Raw genomic sequence first — 15680 nt, forward strand, 5'->3', positions numbered from 1 at the left:
GGCTCCCCGCCGGGGCCTTCGGCATATCGCCCGGAGCCTGTCCGCCGAAGCCTTCCGTGGCCAAAAGATATCCCTGGATTCCGCCCCGCCGTCGGAAATTCGGGCTCATTGCAATAGAGTCGCGGAACAGGCGTCGATCGGCCGCGTTTCGCGGGGATTAAGGCGGAGGTTCGGACATGCGCATTCCCGCGCATTCGGTATGCACGGCAATCCGTGACGACATCGTCTCCGGTGTCTTCGATCGCGGCAGCCGCCTCACCGAGGAGTTGCTCGCGCGTCGATACGGGGTCTCGCGCGTCCCGGTGCGCGAGGCCCTGCGCACGCTGGAGTCCGAGGGGTTCGTCGTGACGCGCCGGCATGCCGGCGCCTGCGTGGCCGAGCCCACCGAGCGGGAGGCCGCCGATCTCCTGGAGATCCGGATGCTGCTGGAGCCGCTGGGTGCGGCGCGGGCGGCGCAGCGGCGCACCGAGGCGCACCTCAAGGTGCTGCGCGGCCTGGTCAGGCTGGGGCAGGAGCGGGTACGCCGGGGCGAGGGGGAGGACCTGCGCTCGCTGGGCGGGTGGTTCCACGAGACGCTCGCGCAGGCTTCGGGCAGCCCCGGTCTCATCGCGCTGCTCACCCAGCTCCGGCACAAGATCGCCTGGATGTACGCCGTGGAGCAGCCCGCGCGTCCCGCGGAGTCCTGGGCCGAGCACGGCGCGATCGTGGACGCGGTCGCCCGCGGTGACGCGGACCGGGCGAGGGCGCTGGCCGTCCAGCACGCCGAGCGGGCCGCCGCCGCCCACCGGCTGCGCCGTCCGGACGGGCCGGACGGTCAGAAGCGCAGCCCCGCGCCGCCCCGGGTGAGCACTTCGCAACATGCCGTAAACACCGCGGGCGTCCGTCATTAACAATTGCGCCGTATACAAAGAAGGTAATTCAGTAGGGCTTTCTTTGTGCTGCCCGAATTCGAATCCGCTGGGGTCTCGCCGGAAACGAAAAAGTCGCGGCCCCCACTTGGGGGAGCCGCGACTTCGACGCAGAAATAATTCCGGTCCGAATCGGCCGGAATCAGACGGTCTCGGGGAGCTCCTCGAGACCCTCGGCGACCAGCTTGGCCAGGCGGTCCAGGGCGGCTTCGGCGTTGTCCGCCTCGGACGCGAGCACGATCTCCTCGCCGCCGGTGGCGCCCAGGCCGAGCACCGCGAGCATGGAGGCGGCGTTCACCGGGTTGCCGTCGGCCTTGGCGATCGTCACGGGGACGCCGGAGGCCGTGGCGGCACGGACGAAGATGGAAGCGGGGCGGGCGTGCAGGCCCTCGGCCCAACCGACGTTGACGCGGCGCTCAGCCATGGTTCTGCCCTTCACGTATCAATGGTTGTCTAGACCAGTCTCTCATGCAGTGCGCAATGCTGTGCCCGGTCCCGGGCCCGGCCACCCGGCCGGTCGAGCACCCTCAGACTGCCCCGGCCCCGATCCCTCCGCGACCGGTGCGTCGGCCGTAGGCTTTGCCCATGCAGCCCACGCCGGAGCAGAGTCCGCATCACGCGTACCCCGACCACTGGGAAGCGGACGTGGTCCTCCGCGACGGTGGCACCGCGCGCATCAGGCCGATCACCACGGACGATGCCGAGCGGCTGGTCAGCTTCTACGAGCAGGTCTCCGACGAGTCGAAGTACTACCGCTTCTTCGCTCCGTACCCGCGCCTCTCCGCCAAGGACGTGCACCGCTTCACCCATCACGACTACGTCGACCGGGTCGGTCTCGCCGTCACGACCGGAGGCGAGTTCATCGCCACCGTCCGCTACGACCGGATCGACGCCCGGGGCCGCCCCGCCACCGCCCCCGCCGACGAGGCCGAGGTCGCCTTCCTCGTCCAGGACGCCCACCAGGGCCGCGGGGTCGCCTCCGCGCTCCTCGAACACATCGCGGCGGTCGCCAGGGAACGGGGCATCCGCAGATTCGCGGCCGAGGTGCTGCCCGCCAACAACAAGATGATCAAAGTGTTCCGGGACGCCGGCTACACCCAGCAGCGCAGCTTCGAGGACGGCTCCGTCCACCTCACGCTCGACCTCGAACCCACCGCCGAATCCCTCGCCGTGCAGCGCGGCCGTGAACAGCGCGCCGAGTCGCGGTCCGTGCAGCGGCTCCTCGCCCCCGGTTCCGTCGCCGTCGTCGGCACCGGCCGCACCCCCGGCGGGGTCGGCCGCACCGTGCTCCGCAACCTCCTGGCCTCCGGTTACACCGGACGTACGTACGCCGTGAACCGGGCCTTCGACGCCGGTCAGGCCGAGATCGACGGTGTCCCCGCGCACCGTTCGGTCGGCGAGATCGACGAGCGGGTCGACCTCGCGGTCATCGCCGTGCCCGCCGACCGGGTGCCCGAGGCCGTCGCGGACTGCGGTGAGCACGGCGTCCAGGGACTCGTCGTCCTCTCCGCCGGATACGCCGAGCGGGGCGCCGAAGGGCGGGAGCGCCAGCGCGAACTCGTCCGCCAGGCACGCTCGTACGGCATGCGGATCATCGGCCCGAACGCCTTCGGCATCATCAACACCTCCGAAGCCGTCCGGCTCAACGCCTCACTCGCCCCCGAGTCGCCCGCCCCCGGCCGCATCGGGCTCTTCACCCAGTCGGGCGCGATCGGGATCGCGCTGCTCTCCGGACTCCACCGGCGCGGCGCCGGGCTGTCCACGTTCATCTCGGCGGGCAACCGGGCCGATATCTCCGGCAACGACTTCCTCCAGTACTGGTACGAGGACCAGGACACCGACGTGGCCCTTCTCTACCTCGAATCGCTCGGGAACCCGCGCAAGTTCACCCGCCTCGCCCGGCGGACGGCTGCCGTGAAGCCGGTGGTCGTGGTGAAGGGCGCCCGGCACAGCGGCTCCAACCCGCCGGGCCACGCCGTACCGGTCAGCCGGATTCCCGACGCGACGGTCTCCGCGCTGATGCGGCAGGCGGGCGTGATCCGCGTCGACACGGTGACCGAGATGGTCGACGCCGGCCTGCTCCTCGCCGGCCAGCCCCTCCCCGAAGGCCCCCGGGTCGCGATCCTCGGCAACTCCGAGTCGCTCGGACTGCTCACGTACGACGCCTGCCTCGCTGAGGGACTGCGTCCGCGTCCGCCCCGCGACCTGACGACCGCGGCGAGCCCCCAGGACTTCCGCGACGCGCTGGCCGAGGCGCTCGGCGACGGCACCTGCGACGCGGTGATCGTGACCGCGATCCCGTGGGTGGGGGAGAACGGCGAGGCGGAGACGGGTGACGGCGAAACCCTGGCCGCGGCCCTCCGCGAGGCGGCGGCCACGGGTCCCGCCAAGCCCGTCGCGGTGGTCCATGTGGAGATCGGCGGCCTGGCGGAGGCCCTGGCCGCGGCCTCCGGCACGGTCGCCCCCGCCCGCAGGGCGGCGGCTCCCGCGCGGGACACCACGGTCACGCCGCCCCCCGGCGAGGTGGCACCGAGTCCCTCCGCGAGCACCCCCGCCCCCGCCCGTCCGGGGCGCATCCCCGCCTACCCGGCCGCCGAGCGGGCCGTCCGGGCCCTCGCCGAGGCGGTCAAGTACGCGCAGTGGCGCCGCCAGGCGGCCGTCCCCGGCAAGGTGCCCGACTTCGACGACACCGTCGACGAGGCCGGAGCGGCCCGCCTGATCGGCGCGCTGCTCGGCCCCGACCCCGACCCGCGGGGCCGTCCCCTCACCCACGACGAGGCCCGCGAACTGCTCGGCTCCTACGGCATCACCGTGCGGCCCACGCTCCCCGCCCCCCACGCGGAGGCGGCGGTCGCCGCCGCCGGGCAGCTCGGCTACCCCGTGGCGCTCAAGACCACCGCCCCCCACCTGCGCCACCGCGCCGACCTCGGAGGCGTACGCCTCGACCTCGCCAACGAGAACGAGCTGCGGCGCGCGTACGGCGAGCTCACCGAGCTCCTCGGCAAACCGGCCGAGCTCCTGCCGGTCGTGCAGGCCATGGCGCCGCGTGGGGTCGACACCGTCGTCAGGGCCTCGATCGACGCGGCGGCCGGCGCCGTTCTCTCCTTCGGCCTCGCGGGCGCGCCCTCCGAACTGCTCGGCGACACCGCCCACCGGCTCGTGCCGGCCACCGACCGGGACGCCGCCGAGCTGATCCGGTCCATCAAGGCGGCCCCGGTGCTCTTCGGCTGGCGCGGTTCCGCACCCGTCGACACCACGGCGCTCGAAGAGCTGCTGCTGAGGGTGTCGCGGCTGGTCGACGACCACCCGGAGGTGGTCTCCGTCGCCCTCGAACCCGTGGTCGTCGCCACCCTGGGGCTGACCGTTCTCGGAGCGAGCGTCCGGCTCGCCCCGCCCCCCGCCCGTACCGATCTCGGCCCCCGACGGCTCCCCAGCTACTGACCGCCCCCGCTCCCGGCTCCGCCGCTCACCTCCGCGTCCCGCGGGTCCGCCCGCGGGACCTGGCGCACGGCGTGCCCGGGAGGCACCGGGCCCCCGTAGGATGGTCCCTATGGCAAAGACCGGTACGACGACCCAGGGGCTGCGCGCGGCGATCGAGCGCAGCGGCTACTACCCGGCCCTCGTGGCCGAGGCGGTGGAGGCCGCCGTCGGCGGGGAGCCGGTCGCTTCGTACCTGGTGCACCAGGAGACCACCTTCGACTCCAACGAGGTGCGCCGCCATGTCACGGTGCTCGTCCTGACGGACAACCGGTTCATCGTCAGCCACACCGACGAGCAGACCGCCGACACGGATTCCCCCACGCCGTTCGCCACCACCTCCACCGAGTCGGTCAAGCTCGACCGGATCTCCTCCGTCGTGCTCAGCCGCGTCGTGGCCAACCCGGAGAAGTACGTACCGGGGACCCTGCCCCGCGAGGTCGTCCTCACCATCGGCTGGGGCGCCGTCTCTCGTATCGACCTGGAGCCCGCGGCCTGTGGCGACCCCAACTGCGAGGCCGACCACGGCTACACCGGCAGCTCCACCGCCGACGACCTGAGCCTGCGGGTCAGCGAGGCCGGTGACGGCCCGGAGACCGTGCGCGAGACGCTCGCCTTCGCCCAGGCGCTCTCCGAGGCCACGGCCGCGACCGCGGCGACCGGCCGCTGATGGTCCAGCCCGCCTGGCAGGACCCCGTTCTGCTCCCTCTCGACACCGCTCCGGTCCCCGAGTACGGGAGCGGTTCGCTGTCCGACCTGCTGCCGACGCTCGTCGCCGGCCAGGGCGTACCGGGTTTCGAGGCCACGATCCCGGAGCTTGCCCCGGCCGACCGGAACTGCGTCTTCCTGATCGACGGGCTCGGCTGGGAGCAGATCAAGGACCACCCCGACGAGGCTCCCTTCCTGTACTCGCTGCTGCCGTCCTCGCGCGGCGGCACGGGCCGCCCGCTCACGGCGGGCTTCCCGTCCACCACGGCGACCTCCCTCGCCTCGGTCGGTACGGGGCTGCCGCCCGGGGAGCACGGCCTTCCCGGCTACACGGTCCGTAATCCGCAGACCGGCGAGCTGATGAACCAGCTCCGCTGGCGCCCCTGGACCGAGCCGAAGATCTGGCAGCCGAACCCCACCGTCTTCAGGCTCGCCGACGCGGCGGGCGTGCGCACCGCGCAGGTGTCGGCCCCCACCTTCGAGCAGACCCCGCTCACCAAGGTCGCGCTCAGCGGCGGCTCCTTCCTCGGCCGACTCTCCGGCGAGGAACGGATGGACGTCGCCGCCGAACGGCTGGCCGCGGGTGACCGCTCCCTCGTCTACACGTACTACAGCGAGGTCGACGGCAAGGGGCACCGCTTCGGCGTCGACTCCGACGCCTGGCGCGGCCAGCTGATGTACGTCGACGGGCTCGCCCGACGCCTGGCGGAACAGCTCCCGCCCCGCTCGGCGCTGTACATCACGGCCGACCACGGCATGATCGACATCCCCTTCGACGAGCAGTCCCGGATCGACTTCGACGAGGACTGGGAGCTGCGCGCGGGAGTGGCCCTGCTCGGCGGCGAGGGCCGCGCCCGCCATGTGTACGCGGTCCCCGGCGCGCAGGCCGACGTGTTGACCGTCTGGCGCGAGGTGCTCGGCGAGCAGTTCTGGGTGGCGAGCCGGGACGAGGCCATAGCGGCCGGCTGGTTCGGCCCCCGGATCGACGAGCGGGTGTACGGCAGGATCGGCGACGTGGTCGCCGCCGCCCACGACGACGTGGTAATCACCGCCTCCGTCCAGGAGCCGCACGAGTCCGCGATGGTGGGCATGCACGGCTCGATGACCCCCGTCGAACAGCTCGTCCCGCTTCTCGAAGTACGCTCCTGATCCTGCGTCACCCACCACCACGCCCCGCCCGAAAGGTGCTCAACCCCTCATGCCCGAGCTTGTGTTCTTCTCCGGAACGATGGACTGCGGAAAGAGCACCCTGGCGCTGCAGATTGCGCACAACCGGTCCGCGAGGGGACTGCAGGGTCTGAACTTCACCAGGGACGACCGTGCGGGGGAGGGGAAGCTGTCGTCCCGGCTCGGCCTGGTGACGGAGGCGGTCGAGGCGGTGGCGGGGATGAACCTGTACGCCTATGTCGTCGACCGGGTGTCTCAGGGTGGCAGGGTCGACTACCTGATCGTGGACGAGGCGCAGTTCCTGGAGCCGGTCCAGATCGACCAACTGGCGCGGGTCGTGGACGACTTGGACCTGGATGTCTTTGCCTTCGGCATCACCACCGACTTCCGCACGAAGCTCTTCCCCGGCTCGCGGCGGCTGTTCGAGCTGGCGGACCGCGTGGAGACGCTGCAGGTGGAAGCGTTGTGCTGGTGCGGGGCGCGTGCCACGCACAATGCCCGCACGGTGGGCGGCGAGATGGTGATGGAAGGTGAGCAGGTCGTTGTCGGTGATGTGAGCAGCCCCGCTGCGGAGGTCGGCTACGAGGTGCTGTGCCGGCGTCACCATCGTCGCCGTATGACGAGCGGTTCCGTCCGCGCCGGCGCGCTCTCGCCGGACGTCCTGCCGGTGGGCTCCGACTGAGGTCGTCGGCTCAACGGGCCGTGGTTCCGGCCCCGGACCAAGCCGCGCGAGATCACCCGGGATCAAGGCTCGGGGACGGGCCGCCGTCACGAGTTCACCGTCGCCACCGACGTCCCGGTCCGCTGACGCAGAGCGCTCGGCCGGGAACCCCCGGCCGAGCGCCTGTGCGAACTGCTCCCTGATCAACACGAACACGTTGGTGCGGCGACCCCTGGGGACCGCCGTGTGTGCTCGCAGGGTCAGTCCAGGGCGTACGCCCGCTTGATGGTCTGCGTCGTGCGGTTGCCCGCGTCGTCCCACACCTCGACGCGCAGGGCGACGAAGCCGTTGGTCGCCGCACGGCTCGGGTGGCGGACGCTCACGCGGTGGCTCCCGTCGTCGCCGACCCGTACATCGGCGTCACGCCAGGTGGCGCCGTCGTCGTAGGAGACGGAGACCTCGGCCCCGGTGATGTCCTTGTCCCCGGTGTATCCGGCCTGGCGGGAGGTGGTGAGCGTGAATCCGAACCGCTCGCCCGCCTCGGCCCGGTTGAGCGCGTCCACCGGCACGTCGAAGCCGGTGAGGATCACCGGCAGGACCGAGCAGTCCGTCGGGTCCCCGTACGCTGCGCGGCACTCCTCGGACTGGACACCCTTCGGCCCGGCCGAGCGGAACGTCCAGGCCGTCTTCTGCTCCGTGCCGAGCTGGACGCCGGTGCCCAGGGCCCGGGTGACGTCGTACTCCATCCGGTAGGTGGCCTCTTCGGGAACCAGCAGCTCGGCCAGGTTGTTGATCTTCGTGTCGTTGCGGTAGTAGCGGGCGGCCATCGCCGACGCGCCGTACATGCCCCAGTGCGATGACTCGGAGTCTCCGGCCGTCGTGTACGCGAAGGTGATCCGCTCCGGGGTGCGGCAGAACGCGCACGCCGTGAGCTGCGGCGTCGCGGCGTGCACGGGCCCGCGGTACCAGTCCCGCTCGCGCTCCTGACCGGCCGTGAAGGAGGCGACGGACTCCCGCATCTCGGTGCCCGGCCGACCGGAGTGGACGGACTGCTGGTACGTCATGTCGGGGGCGTACACGTATTCCTGCCGGGTGGCGGGGGCGTGGACGTATGCCTTGGTGCGGAAGGCGTAGCCGCCCCAGGGGTGCCAGGCGCTCATCGTCTCGTTGGCGAGGCGCGGTTCGAGGTCGCTGTAGAAGTGGTTCTCCGTGACGGCGTACTGCCTCTTGTAGGTGGTCATGACGGGCTCGGCGGGCAGGGCGCCCTGGAAGGCGAGGGGGACGAGGTAGGTGAAGCGGCTCTCGGCGCGCGTGTCCACCTCCACCGTGACGGGCCCGCCGGTCAGTTCGCGCAGCAGCCGTTGGCTGGAGCCTTGGGTGGTCGCGAAGACGGGGACCCTGCGGCCCTCAATATCCGTGATCGCTCCGGAACCCGCTTCGGGACGGGCGATCAGCACACCGGCCGCACCCTTGGCCACCGCCGTGTCGACGAGCTGCGACACGTCGACGGCCATGGTGGTGATCACGGCCAGCCGGCCGCGCACGTCGCGGCCGGAGTAGTCGGCGTCCGAACCGCCGCCGACCAGCACCGACTTGAGGTGCTGCGACGTGCTCTTCCGCATGCCGAGCGCCGGGGTGACGATGTCGAGGCGGTCCGTGCCCGGCAGGTCTGCCTCGGCGGTGACCAGCGGGTCACGGAGTCCGGTGTCCCTCGCGAAGGTGAGCGTGCCCGTCTCGGCCGTCGACTGCGACGGGATGACGCCCTCGGTGACGACGCGGTCGCCGGCGAGGCCGTAACTGGTCAGCGAGCCGACGTAGTTGCCCGGGCGGGTGCGCGTCAGCGACGTCGCGTACCAGGAGTCGGCCGTCGGCCGCTTCTCGTCGGCCACCTGCGCCCGCACGTCGACGGCCTTGCGGGCGTCGATGCTGACCTCCATGTCCTTGGCCAGGTCGATCTCGGGCTCGGCGTAGAAGTCGGAGGAGGACTCCGTGCCGTTCACGTCCGTGCGGAGCCGGGCGATCACCGAGTAGCGGCCCTTGGGCACGGTGACGGAGTACGAGTCCTGGTTCTGCAGGGTCGCGCTGCGGAACACGACGGCGTCCGTGACCATGTCGAAGACCTGGATCATCGCCAGTGCGGGCGCCTTGCCGTTGCGGTCGGTCAGGTGCACCGTGACATCGGCCTGCGGGGCCCACCTGATGTAGCCGACCGCCGTGACGAGCCGTGCGCCGTCGGCGGTGGCGTGCACGAAGCCGCTGTGGTAGCTGTACGCGCCGAGGTACTGGTCGACGGAGAGGGTCACGTCGGCGCTGCCGTGCGCGGGCACGGTGACGGTGCTGGACGAGAGGCGGACCTCGTCCTCGACCGTGTCGACACCACGGTCCATGTCGAGCGCGAGGGAGAGCGTGACGTCCTTGTCGCCGATGTTGGTGTACGTGATGGTGCGGTTGAGGGGATCCGTCGGAGTGTCGGAGGCGATGAACGTCCCGAAGTCGGCCTTGGCGCTGGCGAAGACCGTGGACTTGATGCCGTTGGTGAGGTCGACGCGGCCCGCGCCCACTTCGAAGGGGGTGACCACGGGCAGGTTCTTCGCGGTGCTGGCCAGGGCGTTCTTGAGCTGCTCGCCGGTCATGTCCGGGTGCATCTGCGCCATGATCGCGGCGGCGCCCGCGACATGCGGAGTCGCCATCGAGGTGCCGCTGAGCGCGGTGTAGTTGTCGTCGACGGGAGTGCCCAGGCCGGTGCCGGCGGCGCGCGCGGCGACGATACCGACGCCCGGCGCGGAGATCTCGGGCTTCAGCGACCCGCCGTTGTTGCCGGGCCCCCGGCTGGAGAACGGCGCCACCTTGTCGTCGCTGTCGACGGCTCCGACGGTCAGCGCCCTGGCAGCGAGGCCGGGCGATCCGACCGTGCCGGCGGCGGGTCCCGCGTTTCCGGCGGCGATGACGAACAGGGTGCCGTACTGCTCACTGAGCCGGTTGACGGCCTGGCTCAGGACGTCGTTGGGGGTGCCCTGGCCGCCGAGGCTCATGCTGATGACGTCGGCGCCCTGCGCGGCGGCCCACTCCATACCGGCGAGCACCCAAGAGGAGTCACCGGAACCGGTGTTGCTGAGGACCTTCCCGACCAGCAGGTCGGCGCCGGGTGCGACACCCTTGCGGAGGCCGCCGGACGCGGCGCCCGAGCCGGCGATGGTCGACGCGACGTGTGTGCCGTGCCCCTGCTTGTCCGTGACCGCCTCGGCCGGCACGAAGCTCTCCGAGGCCGAGATCCTGCCGGCCAGGTCGGGGTGGTTGAGGTCGGCCCCGGTGTCGAGGACGGCGACCTTCACGCCCTTGCCGTCGTATCCGGCCGCCCAGGCGTCGGGTGCGCCGATCTGCGGCACGCTCTTTTCGAGGAGTGGCTCGACCTGCTGGTCGAGCCACACCTTCTTGATCTCGCGGGCGGCCTTCGCGGGCCGGTCGTCGCCGGTACCGAGGGCGTCGAAGAACTCGTCCGTGTCCTTCTTGCCGAGCGAGGTGGCCGCCGCGTCGATGGACGTCAGGGGGCGCGCGCTCGCGTCGGCGAGGGTCTCGGTCCGTGTGTCGAGCGTACGGGCGGAGGGCTCGTCCTTGTAGCTGACGATGACGGGGATGGTGGCGCGGTGGGCGTCGTCGTATCCGGCGGCTATCAGCCCGGTGACGTTGAAGAGTTCACGGTCGAGCATGCCGGAGGCGATGCCGCCGAGCGCGCTGTCCGGGTAGACGTACACGTCGCCGTCCGGCGTCGTCTCGCTCTGGAACGACGTGGCCGGCCGGTCCCCGTGGGTGGCCGTCACCGACGTACGGCCGCCCGCCGTGGTGACGTTGACGGTGTCGCCCGTGAGCAGGGTGACGGCAGCCGTGGTCGACCGGGCGGCAGTGGCGGGCTTTCGGGCCGCGTCGTCGGCACGCCCCGTCGACTCGGCCGCGGCGGGTGTCACCGGGCTGATCGCCGAGACCACGATCGTGGCGGCGACCGCGGCACTGCCGAGCGCCGTGCGCACCGGTCTTCTCCGTGTTGCTTGCATGATGGGTTTCTCTCCGGTTCCGTTGCAGTCGTGACGGATGCTTGCGCATGTCACGGCCACTGGCGACGGATCCGGGTGGCGTGCCTGCGTCAATGGCGCACACACGCCGCGCTGCCTGCGTCAGGGCTCCGGTGCGACCGCGCTCCGGGGCACACCTCACCCCGTCGCGGCCTCGAACAGCCGGCCGGACCGGCTCAGCGCTCGGCGGACCGGACGATCGTGAAGATCGCGCCCTCCGGGTCCGAGACCGTCGCCAGCCGGCCCGTCGTGCTGTCTCTCGGCGGCTGGACGACATGTCCTCCGAGCTCCGACACCCGGGCCGCGGCCTCGTCCGTGTCTTCCACCTCGAAATGGGTCATCCAGTGCGGTCCCCGGTCGCGCGGCAGGGCGTGTCCCACGCCGTGCAGCGAGGCCACGGGGCGGCCGTCCACGTGCAGCGTCTGGTAGTCGAAGTCGGCCGAGACGACCGCCTCGGTCTCGAAGCCGAAGACCGCCTGGTAGAACTTGCCGACCGAGGCGGTCTCCCGGGTCACCAGCTCGTTCCAGACCGGGGTCCCCGGGGCGCCCGCCAGAGCCGTACCGACGTGTGCGGCGGCCTGCCAGATGCCGAAGACCGCTCCGCTCGGGTCGGAGGCGATGGCCAGGCGGCCCGCGTCACCCGCGTCGATGGGCCCGACCGCGACCGTGCCCCCGCAGGAGCGGATCGTCTCCGCCGTGGCGTCGGCGTCGTCGGTGGCGAGATAGGTCGTCCAGGCGACCGGCAGGTGCCGGTCGGGAGCCAGCTGTCCGAGCCCCGCGACCTCCTTGCCGTCGAGCAGCGCGCGGACGTACGGCCCCAGTTGTTCGGGCCCCGGCCGGAACTCCCAGCCGAACAGGGCGGCGTAGAAATCCTGGGTGGCCGTCAGGCCGTGCACGATCAGACTCACCCAGCACGGTGTTCCGGGTGTGCGCCGCTCGGCAGCCTCGGTCATCGTCTTCTCTCTCCTCGGACCGTTGTGGTGGCCGTACGGGGGGACAGGACCGGCGCACCGGCCCAAAGAGTGGAGGGGATGTACGCCCGTGCAGATGCTTGCACCACCTGAGGCGTGACGCGCCACGGCCGCGCCGCCTTTCGACGGCTTCTCGATACAGAGGGTCCGAATTGAGGTGGTATATCCACATCGGTATCGCTACAGGTGAGGTGACTCCTGCGCGAGGATGGCACTCATGAAGCCCATCATCACCGCATCCGAATATGCGAGCGCGTCGGCGGGGCCACGGCCGCCGGTGCTCCTGGACGTCCGCTGGCAGCTGGGTGGTCCGCACGGGCGCCCCGACTACGAGGCCGGGCACATTCCCGGCGCGGTCTTCGTCGATCTCGATGCCGAGCTCGCCGGTCCGGCGGGGAAGGGCGGCCGGCACCCGCTGCCCGACCCGGAGGAGTTCGGTGCGGTGATGCGCCGCGCCGGGGTCTCCCACGACACTCCCGTCGTCGTGTACGACGGCGGCCTGGGCTGGGCTGCGGCGCGTGCCTGGTGGCTGCTGCGCTGGACCGGGCACCGCGACGTCAGGGTGCTCGACGGCGGCCTCGCGGCCTGGACGGGCGAGCTCTCCACCGGGACGCCCGCGCCGGCCGAGGGGGACTTCCGGCCCGCGGCGGGCGCGCTGCCGCTGCTCGACGCGGACGCGGCGGCCGGCCTCGCCCGCTCCGGGCTGCTCCTCGACGCGCGGGCCGCGGAGCGCTACCGGGGCGACGTGGAGCCGATCGACCGGGTCGGCGGCCATGTCCCGGGCGCGGTCTCCGCCCCGACCACGGAGAACGTCGCCGAGGACGGGCGGTTCCTGGCGGCCGAGTTGCTGGCCTCCCGGTTCTCCGGGCTGGGAGCCGACGCGGGCGAGGTGGGCGTCTACTGCGGCTCGGGCGTCTCCGGTGCCCATCAGGTGCTGGCACTGGAAATCGCCGGATACCGCGCGGCTCTGTACGCAGGCTCCTGGTCCGAGTGGTCCTCCGACGCGTCCCGGCCGGTCGCGACGGGCCCGGACCCGCAATAACCCTCCGGGCACAGAGCGAGGGCCCGTACGCGGTCGCGTACGGGCCCTCGTCATGCCTCGGTCACCGGCTCAGTCCTGCTTCTTCCGGCGCGTACCGAAAACGATCTCGTCCCAGCTGGGCACGGCTGCCCGTCGGCCCGGGCGGACGCCGTCCGCCTCGGCCTGCCGGTCCGTCGTCCCGGTCAGCCGGTCGCGGTGACCGGCCACCGCACGTGGCATCAGGACGTCCGCGTACGCCGATCCGGCCCCCGCGGAAGCAGCCGCCGCGGGCGGCTCGTCCGCTTCGGGCTCGTGGACCGCGGGCTCGATGGCGGGCGGCTCGGGCGGCGAGGGCCGTTCCGGTACGACCATGTCGCCCCGGAAGCTCGGCACGGCCTCCAGCAGGCTGGTCAGCGAATCGCGCTCGCCGGCCGACACCCCGCCGATGTGCTCCTCGGGCTCGGGAGGCGGCGGCGGGGAGGGGCGCTCCATCTGACGGTCCAGAGCACGGTCCAGCGGCCGGTCGCGCGGCAGCCGTGCGATCCGGGGCACGAAGGGGAAGCTGGGCTCCGGCGCGGCGACGTCGTCGGTCTCGCCGATCAGCGAGCGCGCCTCGTCGTCCACGGCCTGGACGAGCCGCCGCGGCGGGTCGTACGTCCAGCTCGCCGAGTGGGGCTCGCCCGCGACCCGGTAGACCAGGAGGACTTCCCAGGTGCCGTCGTCGCGGCGCCAGGAGTCCCACTGGACCGTTTCCTTGTCCGCACCCCGCATCAGGAGGCGCTCCTGGACCGCCTCGCCGAGCTGGGGGCCGGTGTTCTCGCCGGGACGGCGCACGGGAGTCTTCCGGGCCCGCTCGGCCATGAAGGCGCGCTCCGCGAGCACGGGGCCCTCGAAGCGGCGTACACGGTCGACGGGGATTCCGGCGAACTGAGCGACCTCCTCCGCGGAGGCACCGGCGCGTATCCGGGCCTGGATGTCGCGGGGGCGGAGGTGGCTCTCCACCTCGATCTCGATCTGGCCGAGCCGGGCGCGGTCGTTGCGCACGGCGGCGCGCAGCCGCTCATCGATCGGAAGCGTGTACTCCGTGCTGTCCGCAGCCTTGAGCACCAGTCGTGTGCCGTCGTTTGAGACGGCCACGACACGCAGTTCGGGCATGGGAACCTCCCGGGTGGTGCCTGCCGACGTCACGTGCGTCGCTGCTTCCGCTAGTCGAGTGTGGCCTGCCCGGGTGCAGCCTGCCACAACCTTGCCAAGTTACCCGGCGTGTCGGGCCTTGGCCCTCAAGCGCCGTTATGGCACGGTTACCTATTTGCGACACACAGTGACCGGGTGGTCGCTCTGTGTAGCAGGCGCCGTGCGATGCCGCGGCGCCGCCGGTTCGAGTGCCGCCTTCGGCCCCCTCCCGAAGGGCCCGGATACCCATGCGGGAGTCCGGCCCCAGGGCTCGCCACAGTACTCCATTCGGGCCATGCGGGTGGACCGGCGCGCCGCCGAAGTTCTCGCGGGGCGCGGGAGTTGACCTGTGCGCCGGCCGGGCAAATGTGCGCATTGGGTGTCCTGCTTCACAGAATCCCCGGAAGTGGAACTATTCACTTCGCCCAAAGGTCCCTTCCTGTTGCATGGTGGGAGAGATGTCAAGCAGAGGCTGGTAATGGTTCATAAGCCGGAAAGCGACATAGAACCCAAGGAAAGGCGCATAGATCTGAGTCTGCCGCAGGTTGCCGGCAGCGCTGTGGCAGCGGTCGCCGCCGCCGTCATGGCCTCGCAACTGGGCGTGTACGGAACGATTGCCGGCGCGGGAGTGATGAGCGTCGTCGCCACCTGCGGGGGCTCCGTCTTCCAGCATTTCTTCCGCCGCACGGGCGAACAGATCCGCGAGGTCACCGTCCATGTGAAGCATCCTGCGGGGCGCCAGGTGACCGTACGGACGAGGGAGACGACTCCTGCGGGGTACGAGCGGCGACCGCTGCCGGAGCCGGTGGACGAGGCGACGACGGTGCTGCGCACCGTGCCGGCCGACACGGACCGTACGCAGCTGCTCGACCTCGACCGTACCCAGCTGCTGCGGCCCGACCCGGACCGTACGCAGCCGCTGACATCCGATCCCGGACGCACGCAGCTGCTCGGCCGGGTGGACGGGACCCCGGTGCCCGCGCCGGGCGGCCCGGACGACGAGTTCTCCGACGCCACCACGCACGGCACGCGCGTCCGGGGCTGGAAGAAGTCGGCGCTCGCGGCCGTCGCGGTGTTCGCGTTGGCGATGGTCGGGATCACCACGTTCGAGCTCGTCTCGGGCAACGACCTGAGCGGCGGCCGGGGAACGACCTTCGGTTCCGTCGTGCGGGGCGGCGACCAGGGCTCGGGACCGGCGCCCGCGCCCTCCGACGGCACCGGTCAGGAGCAGGGCGGGGACCAGGACCCGGAGACCGGCAGCAGCACGGCTCCCGGCACGGACCCGGGTGACGGCGCGAGCGCGAAGCCGGACTCGGGCCGGGAGGACGACGGGCAGACGGCCGAGCCGACGCCCACGCCCTCCGGTTCCGCCGGCGAAACCGCTCCGCCTCCCGCGCCCGACCCGACGGCGTCGGAGGACGACACCACGTCCACCCCGGACCCGACCGGCACGGCCGAGGACCCGGCGCAGCAGGACGCGCCCACGACCGGCACGGGAACCGTCGGCTGACGACGGCGGGCACCGGG

Annotated in this window: 11 protein-coding genes; 7 read left to right on the top strand and 4 right to left on the bottom strand. The window is 72.0% G+C overall.

Going from position 1 to position 15680, the window contains the following annotated elements; genetic code table 11:
- The first annotated feature begins 176 nt into the window (after positions 1-176).
- Positions 177-890, top strand: a complete 714-nt coding sequence (locus OG230_RS26810) for a GntR family transcriptional regulator (RefSeq protein WP_328906273.1) — start codon at positions 177-179, stop codon at positions 888-890.
- Positions 891-1050: 160 nt separating this feature from the next.
- On the opposite strand, the gene OG230_RS26815 is transcribed toward OG230_RS26810, so the two are convergent.
- Entirely contained in the window at positions 1051-1332 is a 282-nt protein-coding gene (locus OG230_RS26815) for an HPr family phosphocarrier protein (protein WP_328906274.1), read from the bottom strand.
- Between the two features lie 161 nt (positions 1333-1493).
- Here OG230_RS26815 and OG230_RS26820 point away from each other — a divergent pair, with 161 nt between their 5' ends.
- The 4 genes from OG230_RS26820 (at position 1494) to OG230_RS26835 (ending at position 6942) form a co-directional block, all read left to right on the top strand.
- The gene (locus tag OG230_RS26820; protein ID WP_328906275.1) at positions 1494-4349 is read left to right on the top strand and encodes a bifunctional acetate--CoA ligase family protein/GNAT family N-acetyltransferase; all 2856 of its coding nucleotides are present in this window, start codon (positions 1494-1496) and stop codon (positions 4347-4349) included.
- Between the two features lie 109 nt (positions 4350-4458).
- Positions 4459-5055 carry a DUF5998 family protein gene (locus OG230_RS26825; RefSeq protein ID WP_328906276.1) on the top strand — a complete coding sequence of 199 codons (597 nt, stop codon included), beginning with the start codon at positions 4459-4461 and terminating at the stop codon, positions 5053-5055.
- Positions 5055-6242 carry an alkaline phosphatase family protein gene (locus OG230_RS26830; RefSeq protein WP_328906277.1) on the top strand — a complete coding sequence of 396 codons (1188 nt, stop codon included), beginning with the start codon at positions 5055-5057 and terminating at the stop codon, positions 6240-6242. Before OG230_RS26825 ends, OG230_RS26830 begins: the two co-directional genes overlap by 1 nt.
- A 49-nt stretch (positions 6243-6291) precedes the next feature.
- A complete protein-coding gene (locus OG230_RS26835) occupies positions 6292-6942 on the top strand; it encodes a thymidine kinase (RefSeq protein WP_328906278.1) in 651 nt (216 codons plus the stop codon).
- A 239-nt stretch (positions 6943-7181) separates the two neighbouring features.
- Here OG230_RS26835 and OG230_RS26840 read toward each other — a convergent pair whose 3' ends face one another.
- Positions 7182-10946 carry a S8 family peptidase gene (locus OG230_RS26840; RefSeq protein WP_328906279.1) on the bottom strand — a complete coding sequence of 1255 codons (3765 nt, stop codon included), beginning with the start codon at positions 10944-10946 and terminating at the stop codon, positions 7182-7184.
- Positions 10947-11164: 218 nt separating this feature from the next.
- Positions 11165-11941, bottom strand: coding sequence for a VOC family protein (locus OG230_RS26845; RefSeq protein WP_328906280.1), 777 nt, complete (start codon positions 11939-11941; stop codon positions 11165-11167).
- 235 nt (positions 11942-12176) lie between these two features.
- On the opposite strand from OG230_RS26845, the gene OG230_RS26850 reads away from it, so the two are divergent.
- Positions 12177-13001: a sulfurtransferase gene (locus tag OG230_RS26850; RefSeq protein ID WP_328906281.1), complete on the top strand. Its 825-nt coding sequence runs from the start codon at positions 12177-12179 to the stop codon at positions 12999-13001.
- 69 nt (positions 13002-13070) lie between these two features.
- Here OG230_RS26850 and sepH read toward each other — a convergent pair whose 3' ends face one another.
- Positions 13071-14135, bottom strand: a complete 1065-nt coding sequence (gene sepH, locus OG230_RS26855; protein WP_328906282.1) for a septation protein SepH — start codon at positions 14133-14135, stop codon at positions 13071-13073.
- A gap of 496 nt (positions 14136-14631) precedes the next feature.
- Between sepH and OG230_RS26860 the strand changes: the two genes are divergently transcribed.
- Positions 14632-15663 (top strand): hypothetical protein, encoded by a 1032-nt coding sequence (locus OG230_RS26860; RefSeq protein ID WP_328906283.1) that lies wholly within the window; start codon positions 14632-14634, stop codon positions 15661-15663.
- The last annotated feature ends 17 nt before the right edge of the window (positions 15664-15680 follow it).

It is taken from the genome of Streptomyces sp. NBC_00234, assembly GCF_036195325.1.
Classification (GTDB): domain Bacteria; phylum Actinomycetota; class Actinomycetes; order Streptomycetales; family Streptomycetaceae; genus Streptomyces.

What these genes read in the sequence shown, in the direction of transcription:
- OG230_RS26860 (WP_328906283.1), top strand. Translation starts at nt 14,632, where the DNA reads ATGGTTCATAAGCCGGAAAGCGACATAGAACCCAAGGAAAGGCGCATA.
- OG230_RS26830 (WP_328906277.1), top strand. Translation starts at nt 5,055, where the DNA reads ATGGTCCAGCCCGCCTGGCAGGACCCCGTTCTGCTCCCTCTCGACACC.
- OG230_RS26850 (WP_328906281.1), top strand. Translation starts at nt 12,177, where the DNA reads ATGAAGCCCATCATCACCGCATCCGAATATGCGAGCGCGTCGGCGGGG.
- OG230_RS26825 (WP_328906276.1), top strand. Translation starts at nt 4,459, where the DNA reads ATGGCAAAGACCGGTACGACGACCCAGGGGCTGCGCGCGGCGATCGAG.
- sepH (WP_328906282.1), bottom strand. Translation starts at nt 14,135, where the DNA reads ATGCCCGAACTGCGTGTCGTGGCCGTCTCAAACGACGGCACACGACTG.
- OG230_RS26815 (WP_328906274.1), bottom strand. Translation starts at nt 1,332, where the DNA reads ATGGCTGAGCGCCGCGTCAACGTCGGTTGGGCCGAGGGCCTGCACGCC.
- OG230_RS26845 (WP_328906280.1), bottom strand. Translation starts at nt 11,941, where the DNA reads ATGACCGAGGCTGCCGAGCGGCGCACACCCGGAACACCGTGCTGGGTG.
- OG230_RS26835 (WP_328906278.1), top strand. Translation starts at nt 6,292, where the DNA reads ATGCCCGAGCTTGTGTTCTTCTCCGGAACGATGGACTGCGGAAAGAGC.
- OG230_RS26810 (WP_328906273.1), top strand. Translation starts at nt 177, where the DNA reads ATGCGCATTCCCGCGCATTCGGTATGCACGGCAATCCGTGACGACATC.
- OG230_RS26820 (WP_328906275.1), top strand. Translation starts at nt 1,494, where the DNA reads ATGCAGCCCACGCCGGAGCAGAGTCCGCATCACGCGTACCCCGACCAC.